A 16,650-nucleotide genomic window follows, 5' to 3' on the forward strand; every position below is an offset into this window, starting at 1 on the left:
AGTGTAAACGGGGGGCTTTGCCCCTCGTTTACTTTTGTTTTATTTCGATTCTGGAGGGTATCAATGGCTGTTGCTGCCAACAAACGCTCTATCATGACACTGTTTTCAGGTGCTGATGATCTGTATAGCCATCAAGTACGTATCGTGTTAGCTGAGAAAGGGGTTACTGTTGATGTTTTACAGGTCGACCCTAACGAAATGCCTGAGGATTTACTCGAAGTAAATCCATATAACTCAGTGCCAACTTTGGTAGACCGTGAACTCGTTTTATACGAATCACGCATTATCATGGAATATTTGGATGAGCGTTTTCCTCATCCGCCTTTGATGCCAGTTTATCCAGTGTCTCGCGGCCAAAGCCGTTTGATGATGCATCGCATCGATACTGACTGGTATTCGCTCGTTGACCGTATCCGTAAAGGTGATCGTGTTGAAGCGGCTCGTAAAGAGTTGACTGAAAGCCTGACCGCAATTGCGCCTATCTTCGGTGAAGTGCCTTACTTCATGAGCGAAGAATTTGGTCTAGCGGATTGCTACCTTGGCCCATTGTTGTGGCGCTTACCTGTATTAGGTATTGAGCTAGATAGCCGTGTAGCTAAAGATATCAAAGCGTATATGACACGTATTTTTGAGCGTGAATCGTTTAAAGCTTCTTTAACTGAAGCCGAACGCGAAATGCGCATGGGTATGTAATGAAACCTTTGACTCCAAATCGTCCTTATTTACTAAGGGCTTACTATGATTGGTTGATGGACAACCAATTGACTCCTCACGTTGTGGTTGATGCCTTTGTTGAAGGCACTCAAGTACCGCAGCAATACGTGAAGGATGGCCAGATAGTGTTGAATATTGCTGCTGGCGCAGTGGGCAATTTGCAAATTAGCAATGAGTGTGTGGAGTTCAATGCGCGTTTTGGTGGTGTTCCTCAGCAGGTGATGTTGCCAATGGCGTCGATTGTCGCTATTTATGCCCGTGAAAACGGTGCTGGCACTGTCTTCGATATCGAAGATGCTTATCTGATGGACGATGAAGTCGATTCATCTTTATCCGTTGTTGAAACAACAGATAAAGCGTTTGAACCGACAGATGAGCCTCCTAAGCGTCGCAGTCATTTAACTGTGGTTAAATAACTGTGGTGAAATGCCCAAGTCGTTTTAAAAACTAAGCCAGTCTAATGACTGGCTTTTTTGTCGCTGTATTTTATCGCCGTAATTGGTTAAACCTTAAGTACAAGGTGTGATAGCATTTGCGCCCGCATTCATCCGTTAGATATGCGTTACCTTTACCCATTTAGACCAATGGATCTTGTATGTTGCTAATGATCGATAATTACGACTCTTTCACCTTTAACTTAGTGCAGTATTTTCAGCAGCTAGGGCAAGAGATAGTGGTTAAGCGTAATGACGAAATTAGCATCGCCGACATCGAGGCGCTTTCGCCTAGTCATTTGGTGATTTCGCCCGGCCCTTGCACTCCCAATGAGGCGGGGATTTCCCTTGCGGCGATTGAGCATTTTGCTGCGCGCATGCCAATCTTAGGTGTCTGTTTGGGACATCAAGCGATGGCACAGGTTTTTGGTGCCAATGTCGTGCGTGCCGAACGGGTGATGCACGGCAAGGTCAGTGCAATTACGCACACTGGACAGCGGTTATTTAAGGGATTAAATCAGCCTTTAACCGTGACACGTTATCACTCGTTACTGGTTGATGCTGTGCCTGAAGGTTTTGTACTCGATGCTTGGTTTGACGATGCAATTCACGGCCGAGAAATCATGGCCATGAGCCATCAAGACTTACCGCTTTATGGGGTGCAATTTCATCCCGAATCAATTCTCACCGAGCAAGGTCTCGAACTGTTAGCCAATTTTTTAGCGCAACCGGCTGTGTCCGTATAATTTCCTCGCCTTAAAAACTCTCCACACTATCAATTTCTGTTACAAGATTTATCCTTCTTTTAAGCAAGTTTAGCGATTAACTATGCTATAACTGCCGCAAAACTACGCGAATAGGCGAAACCAGCAGATAAGTAGACTGGGTCATTTAGCCATTGCGATAACAATAAAAGGAAGGATAAATGAGAAGCGTAATGCGAAATTTGGGTTTTAGTGCGTTAGCGGTTGCCGTATTGGCAGGGTGCGCAGCGACATCGACTGAAACTGCAACTCCCGTAATAGCTCCGCCAGCATTCCAAGTTCCCTTAGCCCAACCGCCACAAGTTTCACAGGCGCTTACGCTTAATCAAATTATGGCAAATCCTGATTGGATGGGGATCTTTGCCAAAGAGGCTTACTGGAGCGACGATAGCCAAAGCGTGCTGTTTGCCCGCCAAGCGAGTGCTTCACCTCTGCGTAGCTATTATCAGCAAGGCATCAATGACAGTCGCGCCGTCGAGCTAGCTCTCGATAAGTTACATGCCGCAGATCAGCAGTTTGGTGTGTTTGATCGCACTAAGTCCCACAAGGCTTACCTATATCAAGGCAACATTTTTGTTAAGCAATTAAGCACGGGTAAGATCAGCCAATTGACTCGCCAGCGCACCGCCATCGATGGTGTGCGTTATCTCAATAATGGCGATATTGCCTATTGGCAGGGCGACAATGTTTTCCAAATTCATCAAGATTCAGGCTTAGTCGAGCAACTTGCTGAAATTAAAATGGCGAAAGCGCCAGAAGGTGTAAAAGAGCCGACGTCTTATATTGCGAAACAACAGCACAGATTGATTCAGTATGTAGCGCTGCAGCAAGAAAATGCTAAAGCTAAAGCGCAGTACCAAGATGAATTACAAAAAAACGATCCAACGCTCGCCGCCAGCACTTGGTATTTAGGCGATAGCGAAGTGGTGTCAGAGCTGAGTTTATCACCCGATGGCCGCTATATTTTAGTCGCGCTTACAGATAAAAATTACACAGGTAGCAGCGAACACGACATCATGCCTAATTACTTAGGTAGCGAAGGTTATATCGACCCAGTGCCAGTGCGCGCGCGCGTGGCTGAAGATACGCCACCAGGGCAACGTTTTGTTGTGCTTGATTTAAACCAACATAAAAAAGTCGATATCACAATCGAGGGCCTTACTGGTTTTGATGAAGATGTGCTAGCCAAAGTGAAAGCTGAAAATGCTAAAGCGAAAGGCGAAACTTATCAAAGCACTAAATCGCCACGTAAAATTCAGTTGATGCAGGATTGGGGCTGGACTCAGAGTGCGATTCAATGGCATGAGTCGGAAAATAAATTAGCCCTGATGCTAGAAGCCACCGATAACAAAGATCGCTGGATCGCCAGTGTCGATCTTGCTAAGGGTAAATTCATTACCGAACATCGTTTGCATGATGATGCATGGGTGAATTACGACTACAACCAATTCGGTTGGTTACCGGATACGGATACCTTGTATTACTTGTCAGAAGAGTCCGGTTATTCGCAGCTTTATATTAAAGCTCAAGGCGAAAAGCCGCGTGCGTTAACCCAAGGCAAGTTTGTGGTGAGTGATATTACGCTGTCACCGGATGCCAATTACATCTATTACAAAGCGAACCAGAGTCACCCCGGCATTTATAACGTTCACCGCGTGAATCTTGCCACAGGTAAAAATGAGCAACTAACCCAGTGGGATGGCAACTTAGATTACAGCTTAAGCCCCGATGGCACTCAGCTATTACTCAATGCCTCACGCCGCACACAGCCTAATGAACTCTATGTTCAACCCATTGGCGGCGAGTTAAAGCAGCTGACGTCTTATACCAGTGATGCCTTCAAAAATTACCCATGGCAAGCGCCAGAAGTGGTAGCTGTACCTTCAAATCATGGTGCTGGCAATGTGTACGCTCGAGTTTATCTGCCGCAAGGCTATGATAAGTCCCGCGCTGAGAAATATCCTGCGGTTATTTTCAATCACGGCGCAGGTTATCTGCAGAATGCCGATTATGGTTTTAGCGGTTATTTTCGCGAGTTTATGTTCCACAACCTGCTGACTCAACAAGGTTATGTTGTGATGGACATGGATTACCGTGGCTCTAAAGGTTACGGCCGAGATTGGCGCACCGCTATTTATCGCAATATGGGTCATCCAGAAGTGGAAGACTTAAAGGATGGCGTAACGTGGATGGCGACTCATACCCATGTCGATACTAAGCGTGTCGGTACTTATGGTGGCTCTTACGGTGGGTTCTTAACCTTCATGTCTTTGTTTACCGCGCCGGACTTGTTCCAAGCTGGAGCTGCATTGCGTCCTGTGGCGGACTGGGCACATTATAATGCGCCTTATACCTCTAATATCTTAAATACGCCTGATGTCGATCCTATCGCCTATGAGCGCAGCTCTCCTATTGAGCATGCCCAAGGATTAACTAAACCACTGCTTATCATGAGTGGCGTAATGGACGACAACGTTTTCTTCCAAGACAGTGTGCGTATGGTACAGCGCCTCATTGAACTGGAAAAACCAACCTTTGAAATGGCGATTTATCCTGTTGAGCCCCATGGTTTCCGTCAACCTTCTAGCTGGTTAGATGAATACCGCCGCATCTATAAGTTATTTGAACAAGAACTTAAATAATTCAGTTCGATTTCTTTTAAAGGTCTCCTAGTCGAGGCCTTTTTATTGGGTAACTGACTAGGAAATATCCGATATAACTCTTTGTTTGCGTTCTGCGACTTTGCATTATTGCTAAGATTAAGTGTATGTGCTGAAATTGTAATGATTTTGAGAGTTTGATTGTGTTGACGTCACTCGGGCATTAGCGATATAGGAAAGATTTATAGTGGCGATTTCGGTTGCGGGCGGTGTAAGACCCGGCAAAATTATAGAGATAGAACATAGACTCTATCAACAATTGATCCTCGGAAAGCAAAAAGCGAGCCCGACTCTTTTGGATGAACTCGACCTTGAATTAGAGGCCGATGCAAATAAGTTAGATGTTGAACGCGAAGCGATTTTGGTGCGTTTGATGAAACAAATTAAAGCTAAAGAAGTGTTTGAAGCCGTATCGAGCCAGTTGCATGAAACTGTCATTAACGCCATCGAGCATCAACTCGCGTCCCCTGAATCTGTTCTGGCTAAGTCAGATATCAATGAGTCGCAAATCCTCTTGCTGGAATTATTGCTGGCAAAAAATCTCGATGCAACGCGATTAAGACCACTGATCAGTAACTTAAGTTGGTTGTGCCGCGACTTAACCAACATGGTCAACAGCCCATCTTTTCGCGCTCGCCGGTCTCAGAGCTCAGATGTGCGGGTCACTGATATCAAATTAGTGATGAATTACATCGGTATCGAAAACCTTCGCACCATTATCCCTTACTTTTGTTTGCGAAATTGGCTTCCTAGTGGCAATGCTAAGTTGTTATGGACTACTCGTAAATTATGGCGCTACAGCATAGTCAGTGGCATAGCGGCAAATGCTTTAGCTCAGCTTCATAATACTGACTCAGCCTTGGTTTATAGTAGTGCCTTACTTAATCAGTTAGGCACATCCGTTGTATTGAGTTTAAGTGCCCGTTTATTCGACCAAACATGGGGATCTTGGATAAGAGAAGCCAGTAGCAGCCGTGATAAGGAAGTGTATGATGCGGTGATTGCCACTGAGTTTCCTGCTAAGGCCGTGTTTGAACAAGTGTTAAACCATGGTCTTAAACTTAATTGGCAATTATTAGAGTTACTTAAGTTTGAAGCGAGTCCCTTAACTCGGTTGTTAAAGGAGTTAGACCAAACCTTAAGTTATCGAGAATTGTCGCCTCTGTCGGCATTAGTCGCGCGGGCAAACTGTTATGCTAAGGTGGTATTACTCGAAGAAATGCGTCAAATCGATCCCCAAGAAAAGCGCTTAATGTTTGATTATTATGAGTTAACTGAGCAAGAAGTACTGCGCTTAAAAGCACAAAACTATAGGAAGTTAGATCTGCTGTAATCCACGGTCTGCTACGTAGCGCCATGATTGCGGCGTTTAAGTAGAGGAAGGGATATGCCAAGCTGGCAAGCATCTGTACTAAATACCATTTTATCCTATGTCGCTAGGCCATCCATCAGTCGTGGACAGGCCAAAATGCCCTTAGCGCAAGTGCGTGAAAAGTTGCTTGAGCTTGATAGACGCTGGCTCCCTTGGCCGGATAAGTTAGTCAGCGCTACCATCCCCTTACAACACTCAAACTTGTTACATTATGTGCTTCTCAACGAACCTCCTCGCCTTGGAAATCTATTTTATATCCGTGGCGGAGGCTTCTGTTTTAAAACGCCCCATGCCCATGCAAGACTGGTCGCAGATATCTGCCAGCGTTGTCAATTAGATGCTTATATTCCGGATTATCGTCTCGCACCTGAGTATCCTTTCCCCGCGCCATTTGATGATGTACTTGAAGCCTATAGACGGTTAATTGAGCTGAAAGGCACGGAGAATTTGATCCTCATGGGTGACTCGGCAGGCGGCAATTTAGCACTGAGTTTGTTGCTGGAATTAAAGCGTTTAGGCCTGCCTTTACCGACCGCCTGTATCTTACTATCGCCCGCGTTAGACTTAGCTCTTACGGGGGATACTGAGTTGATACTCGCAGCCGACGATCCCTTCTTCACCATAGAGGCATTGCTGCGCTTACGTGGCGCTTATCTTGCGGGGGCCGATCCTATGTCGGCAAAAGTTTCCCCCTTACAGGGGAACTTGGCAGACCTGCCGCCTATCTTAGTGATTGCGGGTACGCGGGAGTTATTATTACAGGATTCTGAACGTTTAGTCGCCCAAATAAAAGCCTGTGGTGGTGAGATAACGGGCTGCTTTTACCCTAACATGCCCCATGTGTTTCCCTTGTTCAATTTATTGCCCGAAGCCCTTGAAGTGAGGTCGAAAATTGGCCATTTTGTGCTTTCACACTTGATTCGTTAAAATGGTGTAGTTATTCACATTCAGTGAATAGCTAGCAAAATGAGGGGCAAATAACTTTTTTTCTGACTAATTATGCTGCAAGCCATGGGCTTAACCGCTTGTATAGTTCTTAAACTGCAATCTTTATGCACTTTGGGTGGAAGTGCGTGGATTGATGTTTGTGAAAAACTGGTATTTTGATCACATTTTCGCTAATAATGGTTATTAATAGACACAAGCAATCCCAGTATCACTAACTCTAGATAAAGATACCTATGGGACTCTGACGGTGCAAGGCGCCGTTAAACAAACACAAAGGACGAAGAAGAATGAGCGTTGATATGAAGTTGGACCGTGCCCAGTTTGACGCAGTGATGGTGCCTAATTATGCGCCTGCTGCCGTGATCCCTGTTCGTGGCGAAGGAAGCCGAGTTTGGGACCAAGAGGGCAACGAGTTTATCGATTTTGCTGGCGGTATTGCGGTAAATTGCTTAGGTCACTGTCATCCAGCCCTTGTGAATGCCCTAAAGACACAAGGTGAAAAATTATGGCATCTGTCAAACGTAATGACGAATGAGCCAGCCTTAGCATTAGCGACTAAATTAGTTAATAGCACGTTTGCCGACAAAGTGTATTTTGCCAACTCTGGCGCCGAAGCCAACGAAGCCGCATTAAAACTTGCCCGTCGTTATGCCTTAGAAAAACATGGCGTTGAGAAAGATGAAATCATAGCGTTCGATAAAGCTTTCCACGGCCGTACATTCTTCACCGTCAGTGTCGGTGGACAATCTGCCTATTCCGATGGTTTTGGTCCTAAGCCGCAGAGTATTACTCACCTGCCATTTAACGATGTTGCCGCCTTAGAAGCCGCAGTGACGGACAAGACTTGCGCCATCATGCTTGAGCCGCTGCAAGGCGAGGGCGGTATTATCGATGCCGATCCTGCATTCTTGAAAGCCGTGCGTGAACTGGCTAATAAGCACAATGCACTAGTGATTTTTGATGAAGTCCAAACGGGTGTGGGCCGTACTGGTGAACTGTACGCTTACATGGGTACTGAAATCGTGCCTGACATCTTAACCACAGCTAAAGCGCTCGGTGGTGGTTTCCCTATCGCAGCTATGCTGACAACGGCTGAGATTGCCGAGCATTTAAAAGTGGGCACTCACGGTTCTACCTACGGTGGTAACCCATTAGCCTGCGCTATCGGTAATGCAGTGTTAGATGTAGTGAACACACCTGAAGTGTTAGATGGCGTAAAACATCGCGAGCAGTTATTGCGTGATGGTTTGAACAAAATCAATGAAAAATATCATGTTTTTTCAGAAGTACGCGGTAAAGGTTTACTCTTAGGGGCCGTTCTTAATGAACAATACCAAGGTCGTTCACGCGACTTTTTGGTGGCCTCTGTCGCTGAAGGCTTAATGAGCCTGATGGCGGGTGCTAACGTGGTGCGTTTTGCTCCTTCTCTGGTGATCCCTGAGGCAGATATTGCTGAAGGTCTAGCTCGTTTTGAACGTGCTGTGGCGAGCATAGCTGCCGCCTAAATGACCAAAGGAGTGCTGAATTTATTCGCACTCCTTTTTTGTCAGGGAATACTTACCTGCATCACTGCCTGTCTTTTTGAAGAGAGGTGCCTTGATGCACGGTAAGCCAAAGTGAGGAGACACTAAGATGTTAATCATACGTCCTATTCAGGCTGGTGATTTTGAGGCCTTATATCAAATTGCTGAAGAGTCTGGTCATGGTTTTACGTCATTACCTGTGAATGCGGATCTGCTCAGACATAAAATTGCTCGAGCAGAAGCCTCATTCGTCAAAGCCGTAGAGACTCCCTTCGATGAAGGTTATCTAATGGTGCTGGAAGATACCGATACCGGTGAAGTGGTGGGAACGTGCGCCATCGAAGCGGCGGTGGGAATGGAAGATGCGTTCTACCATTATCGACTTGGTACCGAAGTCTATCATTCTGAACAAATTGATGTGCGTAACGAGGTCGAAACACTCACCCTTTGCCATGACTACACTGGTGCTGCCGAGATGTGTACGCTGTTTTTGCGTGAAGCATATCGCAGGGGCAACAATGGCCGCATGTTATCCCGCAGTCGCTTTCTGTTTTTAGCTCAACATGCGAAGCGTTTTGGTGAAACTGTGATTGCCGAAATGCGCGGTGTGAGCGATGCCGATGGTCATTCACCTTTCTATGGCTGGCTGCAAAAACACTTTTTAGGCATTGATTTTATTCAGGCAGATTATCTTTCTGGTTTGGGCAAAAAGGCATTTATGGCCGAAATGATGCCACGAAATCCTGTCTACGTTTGTCTGTTGCCTGAAGAAGCGCAGAAAGTGATTGGCGAAGTGCATACCAATACCCGCCCGGCATTAAGTTTACTGCAGGCCGAAGGTTTTAGATGCCGCGGTTACGTGGATATTTTTGATGGTGGTCCAACGGTAGAGTGTCGTTTATCGGACATTCGCGGCGTGCGTGAAAGTCGTTTATTGACCGTCGATATTGGTGACATGGTCGAAGCCGACACTCAATTTATTATCTCAAATACCCAATTAGCCAATTACCGAGCGACGTCTGCCGCACTGGCCGTGGACGACAAATCCGAACAGATCATCATTAGCCCTGAGCTGGCAGCGGGTTTGTTACTCGCAAAAGGCGATCAAATCCGTATTTTGGCAATGTAGGAATAACCAATGACACATTATATTCAAGGCCAGTGGCATGCTGGCAAAGGTCATGACGTGACCTCAATTAACCCTGCCAATGCTCAAACTATTTGGACAGGTAAAACGGCCACTGCAGAACAAGTTAATACCGCCGTTGATGCCGCGCGCGCCGCACAGTTTGATTGGTTTATGTTAGGTTTCGATGCGCGTTTAGCCATAGTTGAAGCGTATCGCAGCCAACTCGAAGCCAATAAAGCGGAACTGGCAGAAACGATTGCCCAAGAAACCGGTAAGCCTCAGTGGGAAACCGCGACCGAAGTCGGCGCTATGATAGGCAAAATTGCTTTATCGGCCGCGGCTTACAATAAACGTACGGGCACTGAAGCCAACGATACGCCAGCCGGACGTGCGGTTATCCGCCATAAGCCTCACGGTGTTGTGGCGGTGTTCGGTCCTTACAACTTCCCTGGTCATTTGCCGAACGGCCACATAGTCCCTGCGCTGCTGGCTGGGAATACCGTGATTTTCAAACCTTCAGAGCTCACGCCTAAAGTCGCCGAGTTGATGGTCAGCCTATGGGATAAAGCGGGTCTGCCTGCTGGCGTACTTAACTTAGTCCAAGGTGAGGTGGATACGGGTAAAGCACTGGCTTCTCACCCGCAGCTCGATGGTCTGTTCTTTACCGGTAGCTCACGCACGGGTCATTTTTTACATCAACAATATGCCGGTCATCCAGGCAAGATTTTAGCACTTGAGATGGGGGGCAATAACCCACTGATCATTAAAGGTGTGCAGGATATTAAGGCCGCAGTGCACGATATTTTGCAGTCGGCTTATATTTCATCTGGCCAACGTTGTACTTGTGCGCGCCGTTTATATGTCGAGCAAGGCGAGCAGGGCGATGCGCTGATTGCCATGTTAGTCGATGCGGTTAAACAGATTAAAGTCGGTCCTTGGAATGTGCAGCCACAACCTTTTATGGGCTCAATGATTTCTGAAACTGCCGCCAAAGGTATGGTTGCGGCGCAGGCGAATCTGCTGAGCTTAGGCGGCGTGTCTTTGGTCGAGTTGACCCATCTAGAAGCGGGTACAGGCTTAGTGTCTCCTGGCCTTATCGATGTGACAGCGATCGATGCATTGCCGGATGAAGAATACTTCGGACCTCTGCTACAGCTAGTGCGTTATAGCGATTTCGATCAGGCAATCAAACTGGCTAACCAAACGCGTTATGGTTTGTCAGCGGGTTTACTGGCCGATAGCCGTGAAGATTATGACTATTTCCTCGCGCGCATTCGTGCAGGGATTGTTAACTGGAATAAACAAATCACTGGCGCATCGGGCGCGGCACCTTTTGGTGGCGTAGGTGCATCGGGTAACCACAGGGCGAGCGCTTTCTATGCCGCCGATTACTGTGCTTATCCGGTCGCTTCGGTCGAGGCCGATGCAGTGAGCTTACCTGCGACATTAAGCCCAGGTTTGAGCTTGTAAGCGGGTAGATATTTGACTTTTATCTGGTAAAGAGTACGTGGTAAAGAGGAGGAAGGACGAATGTTCTTCCTTTTTAATAACAAGCAGTAACGTAACTTGAGCTTCTACTGTGGGTATGTGTGACGCTGCAACAGTGGCATTTAGGTCGTTACATTTAGTGTTCGCGGCAAAATAACAGCAATAACCGCAGCACAATAAAAGGAGTTTTTATGCATACCGACATCAACGCGTTATTTGCCGCCCTGTGGCAAGACTATATTCAAATGACCCCTTCTGCGGCAAAAGTGCACGCGTTGTTGGGTCATGGTAAGCCGATCATCAACGACCATATTGCCCTGCGTACTTTCAATATCGCTAAGGTGAATTTGGACGTACTGGCTAAGCATTTCACTTCATTAGGTTATGTACCTTGCGGTGATTATAAGTTTGAACAGAAAAAACTGATCGCTAAGCATTTTGAACATCCAGACTCGACTCAGCCTAAAGTGTTTATCTCTGAGCTGTTGGTTGAAGAATTTAGTTCTGCGCTGCAAAAAACTATTCAAGGCTTAATCGCTCAAGTGGACGCTGCTGCGACTACCGCTGACAACTTTATTTACTCTGGCCGTCATTGGTCTTTAGATGCTAAAACCTATCAGGACTTATTAACTGAGAGTGAATATGCAGCTTGGGTAGCGGCTTTTGGTTATCGCGCTAACCATTTCACTGTGTCTATCAATCACCTCGACGGTTTTGAGACTTTAGAGTCAGTGAATGAAGCACTGAAGAAAGCGGGATTTGTGCTCAATAGTTCAGGTGGTGAGATCAAAGGTTCGCCAGAAGTATTATTAGAACAATCGTCGACTATGGCCGATAAAATTGGTGTTGAATTTACTGACGCGACAGTGGAAATCCCAAGCTGTTTCTATGAGTTTGCACTACGTTATCCTATGGCTAATGGTGAGCTCTACACAGGCTTTGTGGCAGCGTCTGCCGACAAGATTTTTGAAAGCACCAATGTGAATAAAGCCTAACGTCCTCAAATTGCTTTGAGCATAAAAAAACGCCATCAATTCGATGGCGTTTTTTATGGATATTTCAAACAAGGTATTTAATACGATTGGCATAACCTGGGGCTAGCTAAAGGTCAGCTCGATCCTCAATCCACCTAAGCGAGTGCTGTGATTAAACTGCAGTTCAATCTCGTATTGCTCGGCAATTTCTTTCACTATTGATAATCCTAAACCGTGACCCATCACAGACTCATCAAGCCTTGTTCCTCTTTGTGTGAGCTTATCTAGCTCATCATCAGCAACCCCTGGACCATCATCATCGATACAAAGGCAGAGACGCTCTTGCTGACGCGATAGCTGAATGCTGACTCGGCTCTGGGCCCATTTAAAGGCGTTGTCTAGCAGGTTGCCTAAGAGCTCCATGCCATCTTCCCTGTGAATAGGCAGTCTGAGAATATTGGGATCGAGTTCGAAATCACATTCAATGGACTTGTTGCGGTGAACCTTATTTAGCGTGTTGGCTAGGCTGTGTAAATCCCTAGGGATCACCAATTGCGCTGCGGGGAGCATGTCGCCAGTGATCCTCGCGGCAGCCAGTTTACGCTCGACCATCTTGTGAATCGAATCAAGTTGCTGCTGCAGGGCAATGGCAGTTTCAGGATCTTTGAGGCCAAGGGCTTCAACCTGTTGCTGCATCACGGCAAGTGGCGTTTTGAGCCCATGGCTCAAATTACCTAAGTTATTGCGGCTACGTTCAATTTGCTTGGCAGTGTACTCAAGTAGTTCATTATAGGTTTTTGCTAATGGTTGTACTTCGGGGGGAATATTATTGAGCTCCAGTGCGTTAATTTCCCCTTGTCTTAGCCGAGAAAGTGCGTGCTGTATGTGCTTAACTGGCTTAAAGGATTGACGTAGGATCAAGAATATCCCCGCGATCATAGCAACTAACATCGCCAGATTGACACCAAGCTTAGTGCCATAAACCTCACTAAACACGCGTCTACCGATACTCAAATCTTGCGCAACGGTTAAGGTGGCGCTGACATTGGCACTGCTGGAATTTAATCCCAGTGATAATAACTGCATATCGTTATTTTTTGGCCCTTTAGCTTGCCAGACGCGGGTTTGATTCGGTGCTAGTGGCTCGATATCTAACTGCATATCCCACAGGGAGCGTGAGCGAATCACTTCATTTGGCAGGTTAAGCTGAAAATAACGGCCTGAATAGGCGGGCTTGTAGAAACTGGAAAGCTGGCTTTGATCTATGCTGATCTCCCCATCATGGATATGGGTTGCCAGCATGATATGTTCGAGATCTTCTTCTAAGCGATTGATAATAGAGTCGTGGAAGGCCTGACGTAGCATGGACTCAAACAGTATCAGTCCAATCATAGTACCTAACACGAGTAAGCCAGTTAACCATAAACTGAGCTTAGTGCGGATCGAGATCATTCAATAATGCCGTGGAAGATGTAACCTTGGCCGCGACGGGTTTCGATCGTGGTTTTACCCAGTTTCTTGCGTAGATGGGTGACATAAACCTCGACCACATTACTCTCTTTTTCATCGTCAAACTGATAGAGCTTATCGGTTAGCTGCGTCTTAGATAGCAGCTTCTTAGGTGACATGAGGAAGATTTTTAACAGCCTGAATTCCATTGCTGTGAGTTCATACAGCTGCTCGGCCACTTTTACCGTTTGCTCTGCTTCATCTAAAACCACGCCACCATAACTCAATTGTTTACTTGAGGTGTTTAGACGACCATGTGCACGGTGGATTAAAGCTTGGATTCGGGCCAATAATTCCTGGGCGTGGAAAGGTTTACCTAAGTAATCGTCGGCGCCAGCATTAAAACCTTCTACTTTTTCATGCCATTGGCTGCGGGCAGTCAGCATGATAACTGGAGTGCTGATCCCTTGATTTCGCCAGCCTTCAAGCAATTCGAGGCCGTTGCCATCGGGCAAACCTATGTCTAAGATTACGCAATCGTATTGGGTTTCTTTGATCAGATAATCGGCTTCAAGCGCTTTGTCTGTAATATCGGTTACATAGCCAGCGAGTTTGAGTTGTTTCTCCAGCTCGGTGACTAGCATTGGGTTATCTTCAACGAGTAACAGTTTCATGTTTTCGACATTCGCTCGGTAGTGCTATTGATTGATCGGCTTGACCATTAGTTGCATCAATACTGAGATTAACGATTTGGCCACGCTGAACTTTGATTTGCAAATCATAGCGCCATTTATGATCTTCTTGATAGAGATGAGCATCAATTAGTTCACCTTGGCAAAATTGGTTCACTACGGCGAGTGTACCGTTTAAGGACAATATTTGCCCAGAGTTAACTAACGCCTTGGCTTGATAATGTTCTAATTCAATAGGTTCGGCATGCAAGATTATTGGATGCACCAGCGTGAATAGGCTGAAAAAACAGATTAAAAACAGCCGTTTCATTTGAGCTCCCCAATAAAAAAATGGCCTAGAATTTATTCTAGGCCACTTTAATAAGGCAGGCTTAAATCAAGCTGAAGACTAACTTAACGGGTACCGTATACCACGATTGTCTTACCATGAGCTTGGATCAAATTCTGTTCTTCTAACATCTTCAAGATACGACCCACAGTTTCCCGTGAGCAGCCAACGATTTGGCCTATCTCTTGACGAGTGATCTTAATCTGCATGCCATCAGGGTGTGTCATAGCATCAGGTTGTTTAGCCAGATGCAATAGAGTTTGAGCAATACGGCCTGCAACGTCTAAAAATGCAAGGTTACCCACTTTCTGGCTGGTACTTTGTAGGCGATAGGCCATTTGTGCAGACAGCTTCATCAGAATTTCAGGGTTAACTTGAATTAACTGTCTGAATTTCTTATATGAAATCTCAGCGATTTCACAAGCTTGCTTAGCACGAACCCAAGCGGTACGTTCGGCTTGTTCTTCAAACAAACCTAGTTCACCGATAAAGTCACCTTGATTCAGATAAGAAAGGATCATCTCCTTACCTTCTTCATCTTTAATCAATACCGCTACAGAACCTTTTACTATGTAATAAAGGGTATCTGAGTCTTCACCAGCATGGATAAGAGTGCTCTTTGCAGGGTACTTATGAATGTGACAGTGTGATAAAAACCATTCCAAAGTTGGATCAGGTTTTGGCTTACCAATCAGAGCCATGTTGGTGTTCCTCGATTGATTAAAACGAAAGTAAGAGTATTCTAAATAAGCATTTTACGTCAATTAAACTCACAAAAACTTGATGGAAGTCTTAGTTTAGAATAAGTGAATAAATGCAATTAACCATCTAAAATTAGAGCTTATTTTGCTACTTTAGTGATTTAAGTCAACTAAATCGATATGAAACTCGCTGGATTCACTTAACTCTGTCGAGTTAATCACATCTTACCAGTCTATTTCAGCAGTTTTATTATAGATTATGAATAAAATATGCCACTAAATTACACAATAACATGTTTCACTTTTTAAATTTGACATTCCATTTGGCTTAGCTTCCCCCATTATCCTGAGGTTTGTGTGTATTTAGGCTCGACTTATGGGGTTAATTCTGGCTAACTTTGAGGGCAGTTGTTTTTAAGAGAGGTAAGCAAGTGAAATACAGATTATGGGTTTTAGGTGCAGGTTTAAGCTTAACAATTGGGCTGAGCTCTGCGGCGCACGCATTTTCTATCCCGCAGCCAGCAGCTGAACTTGCGGCCAGTAAGTTTGTGCATATTCAAGTGACGGCAGAGCAAGGTGATGCCGATGCCCAATTTTTGCTGGGATTAATGTATCTCTCTGGACGTTTTGTGTCGCAAGAAGTGCCGACTGGATTGCACTGGATCTCACTTGCCGCCGAACAACAGCATGAAAAAGCGCAGCAAACCTTAGCGGATCTGTCATTTGAAGGCCAATTGATCAAGCGTGACTTGTCAGTCGCTGAGCATTGGTATAAAGCGTTGAGTGAGCAGGGCAGTCGTTGGGCTCAATTCCGTTTAGGCTTTATTTATGCGTCTGGCGGTGACGGTGTGCAGCGCAACTGCGGTAAAGCGGTCGAGCAATTTTCCCAAGTGGGTGATGATGTTGCTTTGGGCAATGTGGCGTGGATTTTAGCAACTTGTCCCGAAGCTGAATATCGTGATGGCAATAAAGCGGTCGAGTTGTCCTTAAAATTACTCAAAGTGAATGAAAACGATCCTACAAATCTTGATAATTTAGCCGCGGCTTATGCGGAGTTAGGCGATTTTGGTGCTGCTATTTCGACGCAGCAGAAAGCGATCGAAGCGTTGAAAATGAATGCTGAAATGACTAAGACTGATGAGTTTATGCTGCGGTTACAAACCTACGAGCAAAAGCGTGCCTATCGCGAAACCTTACGTTTACTCGAATAGGTATTTCTTCATCATCGCTCTCTAGTTAACTGCTATTTTTTATTCTAGTATTGATTAATAAATTGATTTATAAGTTGAAAAATAAAGCCTGAGTGGATACTCGGGCTTTTTGTTTTTGATTAAGGTTAACCGAGTGTCCAAGAATCCAGGATGTGATATTCGACACCCGTGCTTGTGCTTTTTGAATGATATAAATGCAAATTATCGGGCGTTAACGTCAGCGTATTCATACCTTTGAGTTGCAATAAAGCTGCTTCATCAAG

At 45.5% G+C, this 16,650-nt stretch carries 15 protein-coding genes; 11 read left to right on the forward strand and 4 right to left on the reverse strand.

The window, feature by feature from the left end; all coding sequences use genetic code 11:
- Nucleotides 1–63 precede the first annotated feature (63 nt).
- The 10 genes from sspA (at nucleotide 64) to AAA952_RS15240 (ending at nucleotide 12,027) form a co-directional block, all read left to right on the forward strand.
- Complete coding sequence (gene sspA, locus AAA952_RS15195) at nucleotides 64–693, forward strand: stringent starvation protein SspA (protein ID WP_338258231.1); 630 nt, start codon at nucleotides 64–66, stop codon at nucleotides 691–693.
- A complete protein-coding gene (locus tag AAA952_RS15200; RefSeq protein ID WP_105250272.1) occupies nucleotides 693–1,130 on the forward strand; it encodes a ClpXP protease specificity-enhancing factor in 438 nt (145 codons plus the stop codon). Before sspA ends, AAA952_RS15200 begins: the two co-directional genes overlap by 1 nt.
- A 179-nt stretch (nucleotides 1,131–1,309) precedes the next feature.
- Complete coding sequence (locus AAA952_RS15205) at nucleotides 1,310–1,894, forward strand: anthranilate synthase component II (RefSeq protein ID WP_263206434.1); 585 nt, start codon at nucleotides 1,310–1,312, stop codon at nucleotides 1,892–1,894.
- A gap of 179 nt (nucleotides 1,895–2,073) precedes the next feature.
- Nucleotides 2,074–4,554: a S9 family peptidase gene (locus AAA952_RS15210; protein ID WP_263206432.1), complete on the forward strand. Its 2,481-nt coding sequence runs from the start codon at nucleotides 2,074–2,076 to the stop codon at nucleotides 4,552–4,554.
- Between the two features lie 205 nt (nucleotides 4,555–4,759).
- A complete protein-coding gene (locus AAA952_RS15215) occupies nucleotides 4,760–5,905 on the forward strand; it encodes an HDOD domain-containing protein (RefSeq protein WP_263206430.1) in 1,146 nt (381 codons plus the stop codon).
- Between the two features lie 54 nt (nucleotides 5,906–5,959).
- A complete protein-coding gene (locus tag AAA952_RS15220) occupies nucleotides 5,960–6,871 on the forward strand; it encodes an alpha/beta hydrolase (RefSeq protein WP_338258237.1) in 912 nt (303 codons plus the stop codon).
- A gap of 308 nt (nucleotides 6,872–7,179) precedes the next feature.
- Nucleotides 7,180–8,397, forward strand: a complete 1,218-nt coding sequence (locus AAA952_RS15225; RefSeq protein ID WP_338258239.1) for an aspartate aminotransferase family protein — start codon at nucleotides 7,180–7,182, stop codon at nucleotides 8,395–8,397.
- Between the two features lie 127 nt (nucleotides 8,398–8,524).
- Nucleotides 8,525–9,544 (forward strand): arginine N-succinyltransferase, encoded by a 1,020-nt coding sequence (gene astA, locus AAA952_RS15230; protein ID WP_338258240.1) that lies wholly within the window; start codon nucleotides 8,525–8,527, stop codon nucleotides 9,542–9,544.
- A 9-nt stretch (nucleotides 9,545–9,553) separates the two neighbouring features.
- Entirely contained in the window at nucleotides 9,554–11,014 is a 1,461-nt protein-coding gene (gene astD / locus AAA952_RS15235; RefSeq protein WP_338258242.1) for a succinylglutamate-semialdehyde dehydrogenase, read from the forward strand.
- A gap of 209 nt (nucleotides 11,015–11,223) precedes the next feature.
- Nucleotides 11,224–12,027 (forward strand): DUF1338 domain-containing protein, encoded by an 804-nt coding sequence (locus AAA952_RS15240; protein ID WP_338258244.1) that lies wholly within the window; start codon nucleotides 11,224–11,226, stop codon nucleotides 12,025–12,027.
- Nucleotides 12,028–12,129: 102 nt separating this feature from the next.
- Here AAA952_RS15240 and AAA952_RS15245 read toward each other — a convergent pair whose 3' ends face one another.
- The 4 genes from AAA952_RS15245 to crp form a co-directional block, all read right to left on the reverse strand.
- A complete protein-coding gene (locus AAA952_RS15245; protein WP_287478547.1) occupies nucleotides 12,130–13,458 on the reverse strand; it encodes an ATP-binding protein in 1,329 nt (442 codons plus the stop codon).
- Nucleotides 13,455–14,129, reverse strand: a complete 675-nt coding sequence (locus AAA952_RS15250; protein WP_131523983.1) for a response regulator transcription factor — start codon at nucleotides 14,127–14,129, stop codon at nucleotides 13,455–13,457. The genes AAA952_RS15245 and AAA952_RS15250 overlap by 4 nt, the downstream gene beginning before the upstream one ends.
- The gene (locus AAA952_RS15255; protein WP_105250261.1) at nucleotides 14,110–14,457 is read right to left on the reverse strand and encodes a PepSY domain-containing protein; all 348 of its coding nucleotides are present in this window, start codon (nucleotides 14,455–14,457) and stop codon (nucleotides 14,110–14,112) included. The genes AAA952_RS15250 and AAA952_RS15255 overlap by 20 nt, the downstream gene beginning before the upstream one ends.
- Nucleotides 14,458–14,540: 83 nt before the next feature.
- On the reverse strand, nucleotides 14,541–15,176 hold the full coding sequence (gene crp / locus AAA952_RS15260) for a cAMP-activated global transcriptional regulator CRP (RefSeq protein ID WP_006080082.1): 636 nt from the start codon (nucleotides 15,174–15,176) through the stop codon (nucleotides 14,541–14,543).
- A gap of 431 nt (nucleotides 15,177–15,607) precedes the next feature.
- On the opposite strand from crp, the gene AAA952_RS15265 reads away from it, so the two are divergent.
- Nucleotides 15,608–16,387: a tetratricopeptide repeat protein gene (locus tag AAA952_RS15265; protein ID WP_105250260.1), complete on the forward strand. Its 780-nt coding sequence runs from the start codon at nucleotides 15,608–15,610 to the stop codon at nucleotides 16,385–16,387.
- Nucleotides 16,388–16,650: the final 263 nt, after the last annotated feature.

Source organism: Shewanella sp. M-Br (genome assembly GCF_036245925.1).
Classification (GTDB): domain Bacteria; phylum Pseudomonadota; class Gammaproteobacteria; order Enterobacterales; family Shewanellaceae; genus Shewanella; species Shewanella oncorhynchi.

What these genes read in the sequence shown, in the direction of transcription:
- AAA952_RS15220 (WP_338258237.1), top strand. Translation starts at nt 5,960, where the DNA reads ATGCCAAGCTGGCAAGCATCTGTACTAAATACCATTTTATCCTATGTC.
- astA (WP_338258240.1), top strand. Translation starts at nt 8,525, where the DNA reads ATGTTAATCATACGTCCTATTCAGGCTGGTGATTTTGAGGCCTTATAT.
- crp (WP_006080082.1), bottom strand. Translation starts at nt 15,176, where the DNA reads ATGGCTCTGATTGGTAAGCCAAAACCTGATCCAACTTTGGAATGGTTT.
- AAA952_RS15210 (WP_263206432.1), top strand. Translation starts at nt 2,074, where the DNA reads ATGAGAAGCGTAATGCGAAATTTGGGTTTTAGTGCGTTAGCGGTTGCC.
- AAA952_RS15205 (WP_263206434.1), top strand. Translation starts at nt 1,310, where the DNA reads ATGTTGCTAATGATCGATAATTACGACTCTTTCACCTTTAACTTAGTG.
- AAA952_RS15225 (WP_338258239.1), top strand. Translation starts at nt 7,180, where the DNA reads ATGAGCGTTGATATGAAGTTGGACCGTGCCCAGTTTGACGCAGTGATG.
- AAA952_RS15255 (WP_105250261.1), bottom strand. Translation starts at nt 14,457, where the DNA reads ATGAAACGGCTGTTTTTAATCTGTTTTTTCAGCCTATTCACGCTGGTG.
- AAA952_RS15245 (WP_287478547.1), bottom strand. Translation starts at nt 13,458, where the DNA reads ATGATCTCGATCCGCACTAAGCTCAGTTTATGGTTAACTGGCTTACTC.
- AAA952_RS15200 (WP_105250272.1), top strand. Translation starts at nt 693, where the DNA reads ATGAAACCTTTGACTCCAAATCGTCCTTATTTACTAAGGGCTTACTAT.
- AAA952_RS15240 (WP_338258244.1), top strand. Translation starts at nt 11,224, where the DNA reads ATGCATACCGACATCAACGCGTTATTTGCCGCCCTGTGGCAAGACTAT.
- astD (WP_338258242.1), top strand. Translation starts at nt 9,554, where the DNA reads ATGACACATTATATTCAAGGCCAGTGGCATGCTGGCAAAGGTCATGAC.
- AAA952_RS15250 (WP_131523983.1), bottom strand. Translation starts at nt 14,129, where the DNA reads ATGAAACTGTTACTCGTTGAAGATAACCCAATGCTAGTCACCGAGCTG.
- sspA (WP_338258231.1), top strand. Translation starts at nt 64, where the DNA reads ATGGCTGTTGCTGCCAACAAACGCTCTATCATGACACTGTTTTCAGGT.